The sequence below is a fragment of the Dendronalium sp. ChiSLP03b genome (assembly GCF_034531165.2).
GTDB lineage: Bacteria > Cyanobacteriota > Cyanobacteriia > Cyanobacteriales > Nostocaceae > Dendronalium > Dendronalium minutum.
Map to the genome: position 1 here is coordinate 18601 of NZ_JAVRBR020000036.1, position 18444 is coordinate 37044.

General features: G+C 43.2%; 13 protein-coding genes. 9 read left to right on the plus strand and 4 right to left on the minus strand.

Annotation, left to right across the window (positions count from 1 at the left end; genetic code table 11):
- Window positions 1-5: 5 nt before the first annotated feature.
- Complete coding sequence (locus tag RMY31_RS08445) at window positions 6-695, plus strand: murein L,D-transpeptidase family protein (protein WP_409877747.1); 690 nt, start codon at window positions 6-8, stop codon at window positions 693-695.
- On the opposite strand, the gene RMY31_RS08450 is transcribed toward RMY31_RS08445, so the two are convergent.
- Complete coding sequence (locus RMY31_RS08450) at window positions 696-1277, minus strand: Npun_F5749 family FMN-dependent PPOX-type flavoprotein (RefSeq protein WP_409877749.1); 582 nt, start codon at window positions 1275-1277, stop codon at window positions 696-698. It lies immediately after the preceding gene.
- Window positions 1278-1622: 345 nt separating this feature from the next.
- Between RMY31_RS08450 and RMY31_RS08455 the strand changes: the two genes are divergently transcribed.
- On the plus strand, window positions 1623-1949 hold the full coding sequence (locus RMY31_RS08455; protein ID WP_409877751.1) for a hypothetical protein: 327 nt from the start codon (window positions 1623-1625) through the stop codon (window positions 1947-1949).
- A 1-nt stretch (window position 1950) separates the two neighbouring features.
- Window positions 1951-4848, plus strand: a complete 2898-nt coding sequence (locus tag RMY31_RS08460) for a tetratricopeptide repeat protein (RefSeq protein ID WP_409877753.1) — start codon at window positions 1951-1953, stop codon at window positions 4846-4848.
- Window positions 4849-4943: 95 nt separating this feature from the next.
- Here RMY31_RS08460 and RMY31_RS08465 read toward each other — a convergent pair whose 3' ends face one another.
- Window positions 4944-5663 carry a Uma2 family endonuclease gene (locus RMY31_RS08465; protein WP_409877755.1) on the minus strand — a complete coding sequence of 240 codons (720 nt, stop codon included), beginning with the start codon at window positions 5661-5663 and terminating at the stop codon, window positions 4944-4946.
- A gap of 46 nt (window positions 5664-5709) precedes the next feature.
- Between RMY31_RS08465 and RMY31_RS08470 the strand changes: the two genes are divergently transcribed.
- A complete protein-coding gene (locus RMY31_RS08470) occupies window positions 5710-6135 on the plus strand; it encodes a tetratricopeptide repeat protein (protein WP_409877757.1) in 426 nt (141 codons plus the stop codon).
- Window positions 6136-6933: 798 nt separating this feature from the next.
- On the opposite strand, the gene RMY31_RS08475 is transcribed toward RMY31_RS08470, so the two are convergent.
- Window positions 6934-7821, minus strand: a complete 888-nt coding sequence (locus RMY31_RS08475) for a 2OG-Fe(II) oxygenase (RefSeq protein ID WP_409877759.1) — start codon at window positions 7819-7821, stop codon at window positions 6934-6936.
- 217 nt (window positions 7822-8038) lie between these two features.
- On the minus strand, window positions 8039-10027 hold the full coding sequence (gene dnaG / locus RMY31_RS08480; RefSeq protein WP_409877794.1) for a DNA primase: 1989 nt from the start codon (window positions 10025-10027) through the stop codon (window positions 8039-8041).
- 208 nt (window positions 10028-10235) lie between these two features.
- Between dnaG and RMY31_RS08485 the strand changes: the two genes are divergently transcribed.
- The 5 genes from RMY31_RS08485 to RMY31_RS08505 all read left to right on the plus strand — a co-directional run bounded on the left by RMY31_RS08485 (window position 10236) and on the right by RMY31_RS08505 (window position 18392).
- A complete protein-coding gene (locus RMY31_RS08485; RefSeq protein ID WP_409877761.1) occupies window positions 10236-11588 on the plus strand; it encodes an N-acetylmuramoyl-L-alanine amidase in 1353 nt (450 codons plus the stop codon).
- Window positions 11589-13161: 1573 nt separating this feature from the next.
- A complete protein-coding gene (locus tag RMY31_RS08490; RefSeq protein WP_409877795.1) occupies window positions 13162-14955 on the plus strand; it encodes a ScyA-related TPP-binding enzyme in 1794 nt (597 codons plus the stop codon).
- Between the two features lie 11 nt (window positions 14956-14966).
- Complete coding sequence (locus RMY31_RS08495) at window positions 14967-16103, plus strand: 3-oxoacyl-ACP synthase III family protein (RefSeq protein WP_409877763.1); 1137 nt, start codon at window positions 14967-14969, stop codon at window positions 16101-16103.
- 20 nt (window positions 16104-16123) lie between these two features.
- Complete coding sequence (locus RMY31_RS08500; protein ID WP_409877765.1) at window positions 16124-17107, plus strand: SGNH/GDSL hydrolase family protein; 984 nt, start codon at window positions 16124-16126, stop codon at window positions 17105-17107.
- A 250-nt stretch (window positions 17108-17357) separates the two neighbouring features.
- A complete protein-coding gene (locus tag RMY31_RS08505) occupies window positions 17358-18392 on the plus strand; it encodes a methyltransferase (protein WP_409877767.1) in 1035 nt (344 codons plus the stop codon).
- The last annotated feature ends 52 nt before the right edge of the window (window positions 18393-18444 follow it).

The following is an 18444-nucleotide window of genomic DNA, read 5'->3' on the forward strand; positions in this document are numbered from 1 at the left end:
GGGCAATGACAAAAGAGCCACCTAGTAAAACTCGTCAGAAAATAATAACTATCCTTCTGGTGCTGGTAAGTGGCTCTTTATTCTATTTGCTTTTAGTTCGACTAGGGTTGATAGTTTCACTGGGGCAAATACCTCAAGTGTTATGTACTCAAGATTGTCAGCTTGAACCACAGTTTCATACTCTCCTCGCTGGGAACCAATTATTGAATTACGACCAGCCTATTGAACAGTTAATTACAAAGGTTAACGATAAAAAGAAAATATCTCTTCTGATCGAGAAATCTAAACACAGGCTGACTCTGTACTATGACCGAAAACCTCTCAAGTCCTACCCAGTGGTTTTTGGCAATAACCCTGTAGGCGATAAGCAAGCAGAAGGGGACAGCAAAACTCCAGAGGGTATTCTGAGAATCAAAGACCTTTATCCCCACTCGCAATGGTCAAAGTTCCTGTGGCTTGATTATCCCAATACCCAATCTTGGCGAAAGTATTTTCAGGCTAAGACTAGTGGTAAGCTAGCTTGGCATCTTCCTATTGGCGGCCAAGTCGGTATACATGGTGTGCCTGTTGGCGCAGATCAGATAATTGACGATCGCAACAATTGGACTTTAGGTTGCCCTTCCCTGAAAAATAAAGATGTAGATGAACTATATCAATGGGTACAAAAAGGCACAGTTGTTGAGATTCTTCCTTAACTAAGGATTAATATCTTCACAAGACCACTGTTGATTTTCATCACGGTTGTAAACTCTTCTATTTTGTGGTTCGCCCCGTAATTCCAAACGATCTACCTGCACGGGATCGAGTAGCAGTAGGCAAAAATTTGCTACTGGTTGCATGGGGTCGGGTGCTAGTGGTGCAAAGGCTTCTGGTGCTTCGACTCTAGGTTTCCCAGGATGGGGCCAAGCAAATTGTAAACGACCTGCATCACTCAGTTCTTGCCAGCTTGTGATGCGCGCTGACTGTAGAGTAGGGTAATTATCACTTTCTACTAAAGTTAAATAGCCATTGATGCGGAATTGTTCTCGTGTATTGGGAAAGTACCAGCAAATCTCTGCCCAAGGTTGTTGCTGTATCTGGTCTGCTTTTTCGCTACGGCTGTCGGTGACAAATTTTAGCTGGTTGGTATCTTCCAGAAAGCCGCGAAAAACTACAGTCCGATTAGCAGGACGACCGTTTGGCCGTATTGTTGCCAGTTGTAGATAACGGGCATAAACAAGGCTGCGGTTGCGATGGAGGGCATGGGCGATCGCACTTCGCCAAGGGGCAAGAGACATATTAATTAAAAATTAAAAATTAAGAAAGTCAGATTAAATCTGGGTTTAAGAGGATGTTTTAAAAGTCCCGCGTGATGTATTGAATATTTTTAAATTCTCCTAAATCCCCCTTCAAAAGGGGGACTTTAAGAAGTTTCCCCCCTTTTTCAAGGGGGGTTAGGGGGGATCAATAAGTGCTTAAAATCACAGCCAAATACTTTTCAAACAACCTCTCAAGTTTGCGTCTGTTGTTTTATTTTAGACAATTGATACAACACAAAGTAAATAATTTAGAAATGCTTTTTTCTTCGCGTCTTTGCGCCTTTGCGTGAGATAAAAATACTGTATAAATTCGCAGATAACTTTATGGCAGAAATTCAAGTGGGAATTGAAGGTGAAGACGCACCAGCAGCAGCCGAGGCTTTGCTAGCAATTCCTGGAATATCGGGAAACTACGAAGTTCCGACGCAAAGAGAGGGAACTCTCGCCGCCATTGCTACCATTATCGGCATTGTTGGCGGTGTTGCTACTTTAGCTGAACAAATTCGCAAATGGTATCAAGAATGGCATAAATCCCATCCAGGGAAGCAATTTGATGTAGTAATTCTTGACCCTGATACAGGCAACAGGATTTTACTCGAAGAAGCTACTATAGAGGAAATCACGGAAATCCTCAAATCTCTCAGCAAATAAAGTGCAAACTATCCGCATTCAACTTCGGGAAAGTACGCAGGAAACAGTTGAACTCAGGTATTGGCTACCTCAAATAAAGGACTATGAATCACGTCGCCTGAAATTAGCAGAAATCGCTGATTTTCTCAAGCAAGGTGAACGAAATTACTATAAACTGCTGCCCAATTTGCTAGGAATCGGGCAGCAGTTATTTTTTTGGTTGGATGGGGATGGACGGTGGTTGAGTCGGGGAATTGCTAACTGTCGCGGTGAGGGGTTGGTAATTGCCATTGATACCGAGCAAAAACTGGCACATCTACCTTGGGAAGTGCTGCATGATGGTGAGGATTTTTTGGTCAAGCGGGTTAATCCAGTGGTGTTACCTCTGCGCTGGATTGAGAAAGAAACGGCAGGGTTTTCTGTGGAACCACGACAATTGCGAGTATTGTTTATGGCAACCGACCCGGAAGATGTGGAACCAAAGTTAGAGTTTGAACAAGAAGAGGCGAGAATTCTGGCAGATACGCGAGATTTTGCTGTAGATTTGCGGGTGGAAGAAAGCGGTTGCGTTAGCGAGTTGGGTAAGGTGTGGAGTCGCTATCTTGATGACTTTGATGTGTTTCACCTTACAGGACACGCCTCAATTAAAGATGAAGCACCTTACACGCCTTACTTTATCACTGAGACGGAAATTGGGGAACGCCACGAAACCACAGCCGCAGAACTGGCCGAAGTCTTCCGGTTTCGCTTTCCCAAGTTGGTGTTTTTATCTGGTTGTCGGACTGGACAAGCACCAGATAAAGGTGCTGTCCCTTCTATGGCTGAGGCGCTAATTGCCCAAGGGGCTAGGGCGGTTTTAAGTTGGGGGCGGCCTGTGGAAGATCGGACAGCCACAGCTGCCGCCGCGCACCTCTACGGCAAATTGGCAGCCGGATATCAATTAGCTGAAGCACTCGCTAGCACTTACCAGCAGTTGTTTAAACAGAAAGTGCGTGACTGGCATTTGTTGCGATTATATGTCCAGGGAGAATGTCCCGGTGCATTGGTGGAAGTGTGGGGAGATTTGCCACCCTCTGCGCCGGAACCTGCTTACGAACAGTTTTTAGACCCCGATACCCAACAGGTGCGGGTGGCGAAACCCTCTGAGTTTGTTGGCAGACGGCGGACTTTGCAACGTTGTCTCAAAGCTATTCGCACTTCATTAGGGGTACTAATTCACGGAATGGGGGGTGTGGGTAAGAGTACTGTGACGGCGCGACTTCTGGAAAGGATGGTTGGCTATCACAGGCTGGTGAACTTTCGGCAATTGGATGAGGACAAACTGCTCAAAACCCTTGCTGAACAATGTACCTCGGAACGGGGGCATGATATTCTCAATGGCAAGTTACCCTTGATGCAGCGCCTCACCAAGTTTTTCACTGAAGGACTGAATACCAAAGAACAGCGCTTTGTTTTTGTGCTGGATGATTTTGAGGCTAATTTGGAATTACGAAATGGGGTTTATGTCTTGCAACCACAAGTTGTGGATGTACTGCTGGCGTTGCTGAAGGCGATTCAAAATTCCCAACTTCCCCACAAGGTAATTATTACCTGTCGCTACGATTTTCAATTGTCGGAACTGAATCATCGTCTGTACTGCGAACCTCTGGCGGCTTTGGCTGGGGCAGATTTAATTAAAAAGTATAATCGTCTGGATTCGTTTAATGGCAGTTGGCAATTTCAGCCAGATTTGCCGGAACGTGCCAAACAAGCAGCAGATGGAAATCCTCGGCTGTTGGAATGGTTAGATAAGATTTTGCAAAATTCCCCGAAGTCGCCGGAAGCGGAGAGGGGAGTTGAGATGATTCTGCAAAAGATGGCAGATAAGGAAAAGGAATTTCGTGAGGATATTTTGGCTGAGGAATTGCTGAAGCAGCAAACTCCAGCTTTGCGTCAAATGCTGGGGAAGTTGTTGGTGTATGAGTTACCTGTTCCTCAAGCTGCTATTGACCCGATTTGTGAGGATATCTCAAGTTGGGAAAGTCATATTCAACGCGCTGAAATTTTGGGTTTGTTGGAAGTTACCCTTACCAACAACACAGAGAGGTTGTATCGTGTTCCCCGGATTTTGTCACCGTTGCTAGAGTTTCCAGAAAACCCCAAGGGTGAAGAGTTGTATAAACAAGCTGCACAAATTTTGTATCGCCTGTGGTGGGAAGAGGCGGAAGGTGCCACAGAAGCACAAAGTTTAGAAATTCATCGCTTGGGGATGCTGGGGAAGGATGAAAATATCGCGGGGAAAATGGGTAATTCATTGGCGGGACACTTGCGGAATAAAAGTCGATTTCGGGAAGCAATACATTTGTGCAAATCAACCTTAGAAATTACTAAAAACCATATTGTTCTGAGAGAGATTGCTTATTGTGAACACCAAATAGGTGAGGTTGATCGAGCATTAAACTATTATCAACAAGCTTTAAATCTTTGTCCCGCAGAAGACCAACAAGAATTAGCATCAATTTATCATTGTTTGGGGATAATGAAAGCTAACAAAGGGGAAGTAGATGATGCGATCGCACTCTACAATCAGTCTTTGGAAATAACTGAACGCATTGGTAATGTCAAAGGCAAAGCGGCGACGTTAAGCCAACTGGGAATTCTCTACGCCAACAAAGGGGAGGTGGAGCAAGCAATCGCACTCTACAACCAGTCTTTGGAAATAAAAGAACGCATTGGAGATGTCCAAGGCAAAGCAACGACGTTGCACTGTCTGGGAATTCTCTACGCCAACAAAGGGCAAGTGGATGAAGCGATTGCATTTTTCAATCAGTCTTTGGAAATAAATGAACGCATTGGTAATCTCCAAGGCAAAGCAATGACTCTGTGGTGGTTAGGAGGTTTGGCAGAACAGCAGGGTGAATACACTAAAGCGATATCCTAGTTTGCAACCAGCTTTAGAGATTTTGCAGCGATTGAAATCACCAGATGCTGAAAGTATGAGTGCAAGCCTTGATAGGGTAATTCGTAATTCGTAATTCAGGACAGAGAATCAGGATCTATGCCAAGCGATCTTAATCTTTGGGCTAATAATTGGGCGCGTTGCTTTGCTTGCTGCGCTTCTTGTTTAGCTTGCTGTGCCTCTTGTTGAGCAAGTTTTTTTTCTTCTTCTGGTGTTAAAAACCGTTGCCCTTCTTGGTTATACCAATACATCCACTCCCTTGGTATGCCTAGATAAGTTCCCTGTTCTATGCCAATTCCTAAACCAATCTCTGGTAGCCAAACAGGATTCCCATCATGTAATTCATAAACATTATTCACTAATTTGTAAACTTCTAAACGAGGCTTGCGGCGACGAAATGGGTTGTAAACCACATAATACAAAATTCCCAATCTTGAGTACTCTGCTTTTTTGGTGGAGTACTCACCGCGATATGTCTGAGATACTACCTCTAGCACTAATACTGGTAGTTTCTTTTCTTCCCAAAGCACGTAACTAGGGCGGAGGTTTTGATCATAAAATCGCTCTACGCCCAGACTCAAAAACCCATCTGGGACGATCGCTGGCAAATCTGGGTCATGATAAATCCCCATATCTATACCAAAAAACCAATCCATCCGTTCTGCCCAAACCATCGCTAAGATAACTTTGAGTAAACCGGGAATCAAATCTTGTAATTCGTTATCCACTGGGGTATCGTCAGAGTCTGGTAGTTCCTCAGATGAAGGCAAGCAAGCTAATGGATTGTACTCTAGCATGATGGGTTTACTCTTCCTCAGTTATTAGTACATCTTTATTTTATAAATGAATTTTGACAGCAATTCAGGTGAGAGAATCAGGATCTATGCCGAGCGATCGCTTTCTCAAAATTCTGAGTACAGAAGTGCGATCGCACTCTACAATCAGTCTTTGGAAATAACTCAACGCATTGGAAATGTTCAAGGCAAAGCGGCGACGTTGCACCAACGGGGAATTCTCTACGCCAACAAAGGGGAAGTGGATGAAGCGATCGCACTTTTCAATCAGTCTTTGTCAATAAAAGAACACATTGGTGATGTCCAAGGCAAAGCAATGACTCTGTGGTGGTTAGGACATTTGGCAGAACAGCAGGGTGAATACACTAAAGCGATATCCTATTTGCAACCAGCTTTAGAGATTTTGCAGCGATTGAAGTCACCGGATGCTGAAAGTGTGAGTGCAAGTCTTGATAGGGTAATTCGTAATTCCTGAAAGATTTTTGTCTCACGCAAAGGCGCAAAGGCGCAGAGAAGAAAGCAAGAGTGGGATTTAAGTAAATGAAAATTGCTGTAATGAGTCTTTTATACTCGTGGATGAGTCTTTGATACTCGCGGACGAGTCTTTGATACTCGCGGACGAGTCTTTGATACTCGTGAATGAGTCTTTGATACTCGTGAATGAGTCTTTGATACTCGCGAACGAGTCTTTGATACTCGCGCGAGAGTTTTTGATATTCGTGGATGAGTCTTTGATACTCGCGCGAGAGTTTTTGATATTCGCGGACGAGTCTTTAATATTCGCGGACGAGTCTTTGATACTCGCGCGAGAGTCTTTGATATTCGCGGACGAGTCTTTGATAAGTAGTCGAACAAAAATATTTACAGTCATTGCGAGCAAAGCGTTCGCGGAGCGTCTCGAAGAGAAGCAATCCCAGCCCCTGCTATGAGGCCTACGGTGTACACACAAGTATGACCAGCATAGGTTTCAACTCTTCTTAAGGCTTGCCACGCCAGTAGGGTGCGTTATGGACGTAAGTCCTAACGCACCGAACATCATTGACGGTGCGTTACGCTGGCGCGATAACGCACCCTACCAAAATCAAATCTTTTGTGGATAAGGTGTTTCCAACTTGTGTGTACACCGTAAGCTAGGAGGCAGAGTGACCCCACCCAAGACCGCGCAAAAGTGGAATGGGTAATACGTGCGCCTCTTGGTAGTACAGTCAAATTGCTAGCTCGTCACGAACGTGCTGGAGTTGTCCGCACTGAGTTGACTGTTGACCATTGATCGTTAACTATTTTGCCAAAAAATACAGTCTTTTTGTTGTTTTGAAAGATTCTTTGCTATTAATAGCAAATCATTATATGGCAGAGAAGAGTTGCAATAAAATAACTGTTTTTGTCGTCTAGAAGTGTAATCAAAAAAAATAGCAAATCTATCTGCAACTACAGGTGGCTTACCCCGATGAAAGATACTACTAGTAGCAGCAAAAATTACTGTGCCTGCAACTCCAGTACACGATTTATAGTTTGCTGGGGATACAACTCCTTGGAAAGTTTGGTCGCGAATGTAGCCAGATGTATATTTCAAAGATTGAACTAATTTTGCAGTTAAAGCCTGTGGAATATATTGAAAGGGGCCTTTATCTTCAGTAATATCATTTAAATAAACTATAATTTTTAGTACTTTGCGGTCTTCTTTGTCTATATGCCACAGCCTTGAGCCTTGCTCTATTTGATTGGCGATATCTCTACGAAAATATGCACCATGATAAGCTACTGATAGACCAAGATAATTTTCTACAATATTGAGTAAACGTTCTTCGAGTCCCCACAAAAAAATTTCTGGATACTCCATGATTTGCTGAGAACTAGCATGAATAGTAAAATCATTTTTACGAGCGGAAATACTTGGTGATATTTTTGGTATAAGATTTTCTGCTGCTTGAAATAATTTAGAATTAGAGGAGATTTTTAAGTTTTCTAATGAAGTAATTACGACCCCTTCATGTTTGATTTTATTGACTAAATCAAGGTCGCTTATTGAAATAATAGGCAGATTTGAAATATGTTTTTCTAATTCTGTTTGATAAGCAAGCTCAGCATAATATCGTATAAATGGGATTGTATCAATCTTTTTTGTGAGTTTGTTACGAGCTTTTTGCAGAATTTTATACATAAAATTTTGAATTAGAACTAATTAACCGGACTTAGTATAAATATTTCATTATCTAAAATCCAAAATAGTATTAGCCTTACTCAAAATAACTGTCTAAGGTAAGTTTAAATATCTTACTTTAGTTATAAATTTGCAGAAACGCTCGCAAGTTTTAACCACTGAGGCCAAGTTGCCAAAATCAGCAATTGGTTTGATTTAGATATGCCCTATGCCCAGACTACAACAAGTCAATGATAGAAAATTGCCGCTGGCGGTCTAGTTCTTGAAGTCGCAGTTTTTCGGCATAGAATGCTTGATAATATGATTGCCATCGTTCTGGTTCTACATCTGGATCGGTTTCCTGCCACAATTCTAGAAAGTGACGATAGCGCTTTTCACGCAACACTCGTTCCATGCAAGCGATCGCAGCTTGAATCACTTGCGGAGTGCGAAGTATTTCTTTTTTGCTTTTCTCATTCAGATGAAACAGATGAGAAACAAAGTCGATTTCCTCAGACAATTCTAAGTATCTGTCTTGCAGACTTGAGATTAAATCAACTTGCTCCCCCGTTGACTCTAAAATCTGTCGCCACAAATATCGATGGTGAGAAAGACTAAATTCCAAATCTCGCTCATCCAAAGTTGCCATAATAACTTGGCGCTGTTCGGGACAATGCAAATAAATCCGCAACAATAAAGCTTCTGCCAAATCTAAAAGGCCGCGATCGCCCTTGGCGTTGGCAAAGCCATCGCTAGTGGGGATTGAGGAGCCAGTCGCGTGCGGGGGTTCCCCCCGTTGAGCGAACTGGCGTGACTGGGAACGTCTTCCACCATTCCACTCTCTCCTACCTGGTAAAGGTTTTATGGAGATTGCCGCAGTTGGAGCAATTTGAGTGAGCAAATTTTCTACTCTTAGAGGTATCAGTCTGCTATCCCCTAAGCTGAGTATTTCGGCACAATAAGAAACGTAATAGTTACGCGTGTCGCTGTTGGTGATATTTTTAAGTAATTTGACTAACTGTTGAGTTACTTGCTGAAAATCAGTAGCCTGTCTTAAATCGCGGTCTTTAATGATTTGTTGAATCTGCCAATCAAGCCAAAGTGGGGCATTTGCCAACAATTCCCCGTAATCTTCTGGCGTATGGGTATGCAAGTATTCATCGGCATCTTTGCCATTGGGCAAGTTGAGAATCTTGAGTTGAACTTCGCCTTTGTATGCTAAATCAGCAATTTCGCTGATCGCACGTTCGGCAGCATTTGTCCCAGCTTTATCGGCATCAAAGTTGAGTATCAACTGCTTCGATTCGGTGTAGCGTAATACCAGCCGTACTTGTTCCAAACTGAGGGCAGTACCGAGAGAGGCGACAGCGTTAGTAATACCAGCAGCGTGGAGAGCGATCGCATCAAAATATCCCTCTACCACGATTGCTTGGTCGAGTTGAGAAATTCCTGTTTTGGCTAGATCGAGGGCAAATAAAGTTTTACCTTTACTAAAAAGTTCGGTTTCTGGTGAATTGAGATATTTGGGTTGTTCATCGGTGAGAGTTCTGCCCCCAAAACCAATGACGCGCCCTTGCACATCGCGGATGGGAATCATTAGGCGATCGCGGAACACATCATAATAACCGCCCCCTTCTTTGCGCGATTTAATCAATCCCGCTTTTTCTACCAGTTGCACCGGATAGTGTCTATCTTCCACTAAATAGCGGTAGAGAGTTTCCCAGCCTGTGGGGGCATAACCCAAGCCAAACTGCTGAATGGTTTCTTCTTTCAGTCGGCGGTTAGATCGCAAATAGTGGCTTGCCTTTTGTCCTTGGGATTGTCTGAGGGCATGTTGATAAAACTGTGCCGTTGAAGCGAGAACTTCATACAACTGTTCGCGCAAAGACAGCTGACGCTGCAATTCTTGCCGTTGTTCGGGTTCGAGAGTTTGCACGCTTACTTGGTAACGCCGCGCTAAGTCCAGCACCACTTCCGCAAAAGAGCGTTTCCCCAAGTCCATCAAAAACTTAATGGCATTTCCCCCGGCTTGACAGCCGAAGCAATAATACATTTGCTTTGTTTGGCTGACTGTAAAACTGGGGCTTTTTTCATCGTGAAAGGGGCATAACCCGACAAAATCTTTACCCCGTTTGCGTAAAAGGACGTGTTCTGATACCACATCTACGATATCAGCACGTTGTTTAATTTCCTCAATTGTGTCTGGGTGTAAGCGGGGAATTTGCATATTAGGAGGCAGAAGTAGAGACGCGATTAATCGCATCTGTACAAGAGTTATTATTTCTCACTTGTCTTCGTCATCTTCCTCTTCAATTTAGAGAAATAACAAAGGACAAATGATAAAGGACTTCCGATCGCTATTATATTGTTGTTGCTAAGCGACTAATTATGTATAGAATTGCTTACCCTTAATTTTATCAGAGGAAATACTGTAGATGGGGCGTATTTTTATTTCAGCGGCTCACGGAGGCAAAGAAGCAGGAGGAATTGACCCAGGCGCGATCGCGGGTGGTACAACCGAAGCGAGGGAGATGATTCTGCTACGGGATTTAATTGTGACGGAATTGAGGGCGCGGAGTTTTGAAATTTTAGCAGTTCCCGACGATCTAAGCGCCGCAGACACGCTCAATTGGATTAATTCTCGTGGTCGTCGGGGCGATGTAGCTTTAGAAATTCAGGCAGATGCAGCTAACAGTCCTTCTGTACGTGGGGCTGGTGTTTACTACATTGCTAATAACAGCGAACGCAAGAGTAATGGCGAACTGCTGCTAGTAGGGCTGTTGCGTCGCGTACCCCAATTGCCTAATCGGGGAGTCAAGCCAGATACAGATAGTGGATTAGGTCGTTTAGCATTCTGTCGCCAGACAACGCTACCTGCATTGGCGATGCAAGTCGGATTTCTCAGCAGTCCCGAGGATCGGTTTTTGCTGCAAACTCGTCGCCGGGATTTTGCTTTGGGTATTGCTGATGGTCTGGCCTCTTGGAGTCGTGTAATTGACCCCAATCCTGGAACTCCTGCGGAACCGAATTATCCGGCAATCAATATCAATATCAATGGGCAAAATTACTCGGAGCAAGGAGTCTTAGTTAATGGTAATGCTTACATCCCCATTGATTTAGTGGATCGCTTGCGGATTGACTTGTCAAAAGCGCCTAATGTCAATCGTATTACCTATCGGAAAGTAGTATATGTCAAAGCCGTGGAACTGCGGGATTTTAATGTTGCGATCGCCTGGGATGCTGCTACTCGCACTGTTAGCTTGCGATCTAATTTGGTAGTTTGTTCTGGTCAATTTGACCGAGTGATATCGAACGGTAATACTTCGGAAGTGCAGTTGCAACTATTTCTGAGAAACAACAATGAAAACGCTTTGGTAAAATTTCCTGACATCCCCAAACTTTATCGAGAAGAAGCCGCCACAGAGGGAGTGAACTATGACATTGCTTTTTGCCAAATGTGTGTAGAAACTGGATTTTTACGCTTTGGCGGCGATATTAGACCCGAACAAAATAACTTCGCAGGCTTAGGTGCAATTGGTGGCGGTTCTGAGGCTGCATCTTTTCAAAGTGCCAGAATTGGTGTGAGGGCGCACATTCAACACTTGAAAGCTTACGCGAGTCTAGAACCCTTGGTGAACGAAGTTGTAGATCCACGGTTTCGCTTCGTCACCCGTGGAATTGCCCCATTAATCGATCAGCTATCAGGGCGCTGGTCAGCAGATTTGGACTATGGTGCAAAGATTACAGCGATGGTTAAACGATTGTATGAGTCAGCAGGGCTATTATAGCGGTTCTCATTTGCATCACAAAAACCTCACCCCATCCTATCAAACACGCTTCTGTTTATGATTGGGCTGAGGTTTTGATATCGTGTCCGGTTAAAGACTTACAGCAGAATTCAGAATTCAGAAGTAAAACAGGCTTTATGCCTGGCTTTGAGACTTAGCTTGGTACTTCACTAACTTGAAATTTGCTGTAATTACTGTTGATGTGGTTTTTGTAGTCTAGATAACAAAATTCTTCACTTTTTGCAGCACAACTTTAAGTTGATTCTTAAGTTTGCGATCTTGAATCGACAAGATTGAGGTAAATGGCGAGACTTAATTTTAGCAGAATGAAAGTCGCTCTTAGGTTTACTGCTTTGAAGCCTGTGACTTTGAACTTTTACACAATTCTTAAAGGAAAGTGCTTTATGTTAACATTCTCTAAATTAAGTAATATTTACTTTATATATAAATTAAATAAAAATTTAATTTTTTTAAATTCAGTAGTAAGATTAACTTTTTTAACTTGTTTGTTTAAAAAAAGCTAATTTCTTTTTAATATTTGGATATTCAACTTAACATGCCAGAATAATTTACTTTGCATATGCGTATTGCACAATGTCTGAAAAAATCTCTTTACAAATTTGTGTGATAGATTATCTCTAAAATATATTTAAAATAAGAAGGTAATATTGATAACTTTGAAGTCGCCAGATTTTTTCTTTTCATAAAACACATGAGCTGACTAAGCAGTTTTTGAATTTTGTCAAACCTTAAGATCTCTTGGTAGTAATTTATTACTAGTTAAGCCAAATTGCTAATGATTGAAGATTGATTTCATCAACTATGAATGGTTTGCACACAAGTTTGTATTATGAAGAAATATCTGGTTTATTTGTTTTTTGCCACGTGTTTCATAACATCTGTATTAGTCGTGTCAATTAGTTTAAGCAGAGAAATAGCAAGGCTATATTGCATCAAAATTTTTCTATCTCTGGGGTGTCCGGGCTGTGATTCTTATCTTAATCTTACAACAATCATTTCTTAACCTTTAAGCGAATACGTTTGTAACTAGTACTTTAGATAGATACAAAATATGAGTAGTAGATTATGATGAGCTAGGAAGTTTTTTGACCAATTGTTACTGTATGATTTAATTAGAATAATGAGTAATTTTACAGTATTTAACAAAATTAAACTAAGTTATTTCTAAAATTAAATTTCCGCCTCTACTAGTTGCTCTTTTTGTAGTTGAAAATTTTGAATGTAGAGTTTGCCACCAACAAAATTGTGTAAATGACAGATGAAAACGAAAGAGTTCATATCGATGGAATTTTGAAGTTGCAATCTACTATAAGGTTCTGACTAAGGTTTTCGGATTAAAGTTATCTAAAAAAAAGGACTTGGGCACTTTTTAATTTTCTCTAGAAAAGGACTTGGGCACTTTGTGCCACTCTAAAAACCCAGACTGTGACTGTCTCACCGCTACGCTAAAACCACGGCGTTAGCTTTGGTTAACAGTTAGCAACTTCATATGAGTTCAACCCATTACCCTATCAATCCTTGTATGCCTCAATATCTAGAGCAAAAAACAAACATGTTAGTACTACCAGAGACGACTTTTGCTTCCTTTCCATCTTCATTTCCTTTGAATAAATCATCTATTGCAGATATCCAACCAAGTACGGCATTGGATACATCTTCTAGCAATAGCCAACAGTCAGCCCCGATTTCAGTGGCCTCTACAATTGTGAAAATGCTCGAAGACTTAGGAGTGGAATATGCGTTTGGTGTATCGGGAGGTGCGATCGCTCCGATATGGTACACACTACAACATAGTGCTATTAAGTTACGCCACTTTCGTCACGAAGCCGGCGCAGCTTTTGCAGCCACAGAAGCCTACTTTGCTAGCGATCGCCCCGTCGTCGTATTCACCACAACCGGGCCAGGAATCACCAACGCCCTCACCGGTTTACTGGCTGCACGCTGGGAAGATGCGAAAGTAATTTTTATCTCAGCTTCTACCTCAGCCCCGAAGCGGGGACGGTGGGCACTCCAAGAAACTAGCAATTACACCATGCCCAGTGCTGGAATTTTTACTTCGGAACCAATGTTCCATTACGCAACGACTCTCGAATCTAGTGAGGAACTACCAGAAGTCTATCGACGGTTAGCCAAAGGCTTAGCCAAACCAAATGGCTTTGTAGCCCACTTGAGTATACCTACCAACATCCAAACAAATTTAGTCGAGACATCTTTAACATCAGTAAATCTCTGTTTTACTCCACCAACAGCCAGCGAAGAAGCAATTTCCGAATGTGCAAAGCTGTTGTCAGAAGGGCCATTTGCCATCTGGGTTGGTTTTGGTGCCCGCTTGGCGGCTAAGGAAATTCGTCAGTTGGCTGAGAGGACGGGAGCAGGAGTCATGTGTTCGCCACGCGCTAAAGGTATTTTCCCAGAGGATCATCCTCAATTTGTGGGAGTTACCGGTTTTGCTGGACATGAGTCAGTTCTCAAGTATATGCAGGAGTCCCGTCCTTTACGGACATTAGTACTCGGAACGCGTCTTGGCGAATTTACCTCATTTTGGAACCCCGCAATGATCCCATCGCGGGGCTTTTTGCATGTAGACATCGATCCAGAAGTGCCAGGAACTGCATATCCATCTGCTGAAACACTCGCCATTCAATCGGAAGTGAGAATATTTCTCAAGGCTCTGCTCAAGCGCTTACCTAAGCGTCATCGGTCAAAAATCCAGTTTTTGACAAGACCTGAACGAAGTGCCATCAATCCCAATCAAGATAGCTTGGTGCGACCAGAAGTACTGATGAATCTCATGCAACGAGTCATCGTTGAAGGAAGTGATGCAATTGTCATGGCTGAGGGCGGGAACTCATTTGCTTGGGCAATTAATCTGTTGCGATTTACTAAACCGGGTCGTTTTCGGGTCAGCACTGGTTTCGGAGCTATGGGACATTTCGTTACCAGTGTCGTGGGTGCAGCACTAACACATCAAGGTAAGGCTGTGGCGATCGTCGGGGATGGGGCCATGCTGATGAACAATGAAGTCAGCACCGCTGTCAGCTACCAGATTCCTGCCGTTTGGATTGTGCTTAACGATGGACGCTACAACATGTGCCATCAAGGTTCACAGATGCAGGGTTACAAAGATATGGATGTAGACATTCCGCAAGCAGATTTCGTCATGCTCGCCCGCAGCATGGGAGCCGATGGCATCCGTGTGGAAAAAGAGTCTGACATCCAAGCAGCGTTAGAGCTAGCGATGGTTTCGACCAGGCCGTTTGTGGTTGACATAGTTATCGACCCAAGCAGACTTGCACCGATTGGAACTCGAATTTCTAGTTTGATTTCACAAGGCGCTAAGAATTAAAGGAGATTTTTATGGTGTGTTACCCAGTAGGCATTCGATCGCTAGCATTCAGCTTGCCGAGTATTAAGCGGACAAACGATTACTACAGAGAAAAATATCCCGAATTAATTGCTCAGTCCGAGCAAAAAAGTTTAGCAAAGTTGTTTTCAGTTGCTAACAGCCCCAGCAACGAATTTGATTTAAACATGTTGCCCTATCTTCAAGACCCTTTTCGTGGCACTGTCCAACGTTGGGTACTTGCTCCAGATGAATCGCCACTGATGCTACAAGAACGTGCGGCTCGTGAAGCTCTCAACGCAGCAAACCTAACTCCTCAAGAAGTTGATTTAATGCTCGTCGCCTCGATTTGGCCGGAAAAAATCGGATTTGGCGATGCTGCTTTTTTAGCCCGTCAGCTGGGCTTACAGGGTGCTGCTTGGAATCTTGATGCAGCCTGTGGGGTGACTCCAGTAGCGCTAGAAACTGCCTGTGCTTTGGTGCGATCGCAAGAATACCGCAATGTGTTAGTAGTCATTTCATGTTCCTACTCTCGCTTCTTTGATGAAGACGATACCCTCTCGTGGTTTATGAGTGACGGTGTTGGAGCTTTTGTGGTCAGTTCGCTCGCACCGAACCAAGGTATCCTCGGCACAAAGACCATTCATACTGCGGCTCTATGTGACATTTTTTTTGCGAAACTCACAGAAGACGAGCAGGGTAATCCAAGGGTACATATGCGGATGGACAAAAGTGCCAATAAAGCAATCCGCGAAACTGCTGTCGGACAACTGCGGATGTGTTGTGAGGGCGCAGTTACCGCCGCTGGTGTAACTATTGACCAAGTTGACTTTTTTATTTTTAATACATCTACTGCTTGGGCGGCACAATTTTGCACGCAAGTACTGGGCATTGACATAGAGCGCACAATCAATCTTTATCCCCAGTATGCAAACATCGGCCCAGTAATCACCGTAGCTAATCTGTACTATGCTGCTCAGTTGAACAAAATTCACGAAAACGACTTAGTTCTCATCTATGGCTTGGGGGCAGCAGGTGCTGCCTCTGCAAGTGTGATGCGTTGGGGCGATGTAGCGCTAGGTTCCGTTCCACATCTTGACCTTGACTCGATACTGACAAATTCCTCAGACCGTAGCTTCGCTCTTTGTTAAAACATCTCCAGTCTTTGAGTATGCAAAAACAAATTCTGGCAGCAGGATTTTTCCTGGTATCTTTGATGTTGCCGCTGAAAGTCTCAGCACAGAGTTATGATGATATTTATGTCTTTGGCGATAGCTTTTCTGATACTGGTAATGTATTCAATTTGACATCAGGCGCTATCCCCCCAAGTCCAACTTACTTCAATGGACGTTTTTCTGATGGCCCAGTTTGGGTAGAATATCTTGCCTCCGAGCTGAAATTAACTGTTAATCCTAACACTAACTTTGCTTTTGGTGGTGCTACCACGGGATTTGAGAACGTTGGACTTCCGATTTTTCCAGGGTTGCAGCAACAGATAAATGACTTTACAACAGCTCATCTGTCTGCCGACCCAAACGCCCTTTATATAGTGTGGGCTGGCATCAATGATTACCTTGATTACTTTTTCAATAACATTCCTAACCCAACTCAGTCAGTGGCAAATCTATCAGCAGCAATAACCTCCCTTGCTGCTGTTGGCGCTCAAGATATTATGGTGGTTAACTTACCAGATTTGGGAAAGTTTCCGGTTACGGGGGGTAATAGTCATTTCAGCTACCTCAGTAGTTTGATTAGTACACATAACTCCGGCTTGGCCGCGTCCCTTAACTATTTGAGCCAGAAGCTTAGCCCTGATATTAACATTATCCCTGTTGATGTTAATGACTTATTCGATCGGGCGATCGCTAATCCAGAAGAATTTGGTTTTACGAATGTGACCGACTCTTGCATCGGAGACTCACCAGTAGTACCTATCGACATTCCTACACAACCAATTAGATGTATCCCAGATAAGTTTTTGTTTTGGGATGAAGTCCATCCCACAACCGCCACCCATAAGCTAATAGAAGGATTTGCATTTTCAGCTCTCTTAAAAGCATCTGTCCCTGAACCTTCTGCTGTGTTGGGAGTCTTGGTATTTGGTGTAAGTGCAGTATTGCTACGGAAACGTAAACAGCAATCTTTAACCTACTAAATAAATCGCAGTTTAGTAGTTTAGTAGTGGCGTGTCAAGGCTAAAGTAGTGCAATAGAAAAATTCGATTATGTGTCTAAACTTCAATTTTTCAGAGATTTTTAATGCAACATTTTAGCCTTGCCATGCCAGTAGGGTGCGTTATAGCGAAGCGCAACGCACTAAAAGCATCTGAAATGTGCGTTAAGAAAATAGCTTTTGATTAAATCTAATTCCTGATGAAGACTCTATCCCCTATAAGGAGAATTTTGATGAATCAACACACTTGTGTAGACATTCAAAAACCAAAGACGGATGAAAAGCTACTTTGGGATATTATCTCTGGCAATATTGGATTTGGAACCTTCCTCGTAGCCTATGACCTTAAGCTCTTTCCACTTCTAGCTGAAAAACCACGGACTCTGACAGAAGTCTGTGAGATACTAAAAATTCATGAGCGTCCGGCTAAAGCCCTTTTGGCAATGAGCGTCTCTCTGGGACTTTTGCAAGTCCAAGATGACTATTATTCACTCACCTCGTTTGCAGAAGATTATCTTTTGGAAGGCAGCTCGACTTATTTAGGTGATTTCTTAGACTTGACAGTTGCTACCGCCTCTGTGTACTCCTTCGAGAACATCAAGAAAGCTGTACTTTCCAATTCCTCACAAATTTACTCTGGTGAAAAACTTTTCCAGACCCATGAAAAGCAGGCTGACTTGGCGCGTGCTTTTACCAATGCAATACATAGCCGTAATCTGGGGCCAGCGCAAGCTTGGCCAGAAGTCCTCGATCTATCAGCACACAGGCTCTTGCTAGACATCGGTGGCGGCTCTGGCGTTCACGCTATTAACGCAACTTTGAAATGGTCAAACTTACAAGCTCTGATTGTGGATCTCGATCCTATATGTGAAGTAGCACAAGAGTTTGTCATACGCCACGGCTTACAAAGTCGCATCAAAACCCAAGTGAGTGATATGTGGAGTCAGCCTTTTCCCACAGCCGATATCCACTTTTACTCTGATATCTACCATGATTGGCCGCTAGAAAAAGGCCGTTTTCTCACTCAAAAAAGCTTTGACAGTTTGGAGAGAGGAGGCCGCATCATTATTCATGAAATGCTTTACGACGACCAAAAACTCAATTCTTCTGCTGTTGCTGCTTATGACATTGCCATGCTCTTGTGGACAGAGGGTCAGCAATATTCAGCTCGTGAGTTATCAACAATGCTGATGGATGCAGGTTTTACTAATATTGAAGTTAAGCCGACTTTTGGATACTGGAGTATTGTCACTGGTTGTAAACCGTGAGAAGGGTTGGGAGAGATAAAATTTCTAACTCTTGCACAGACGCGATTAATCG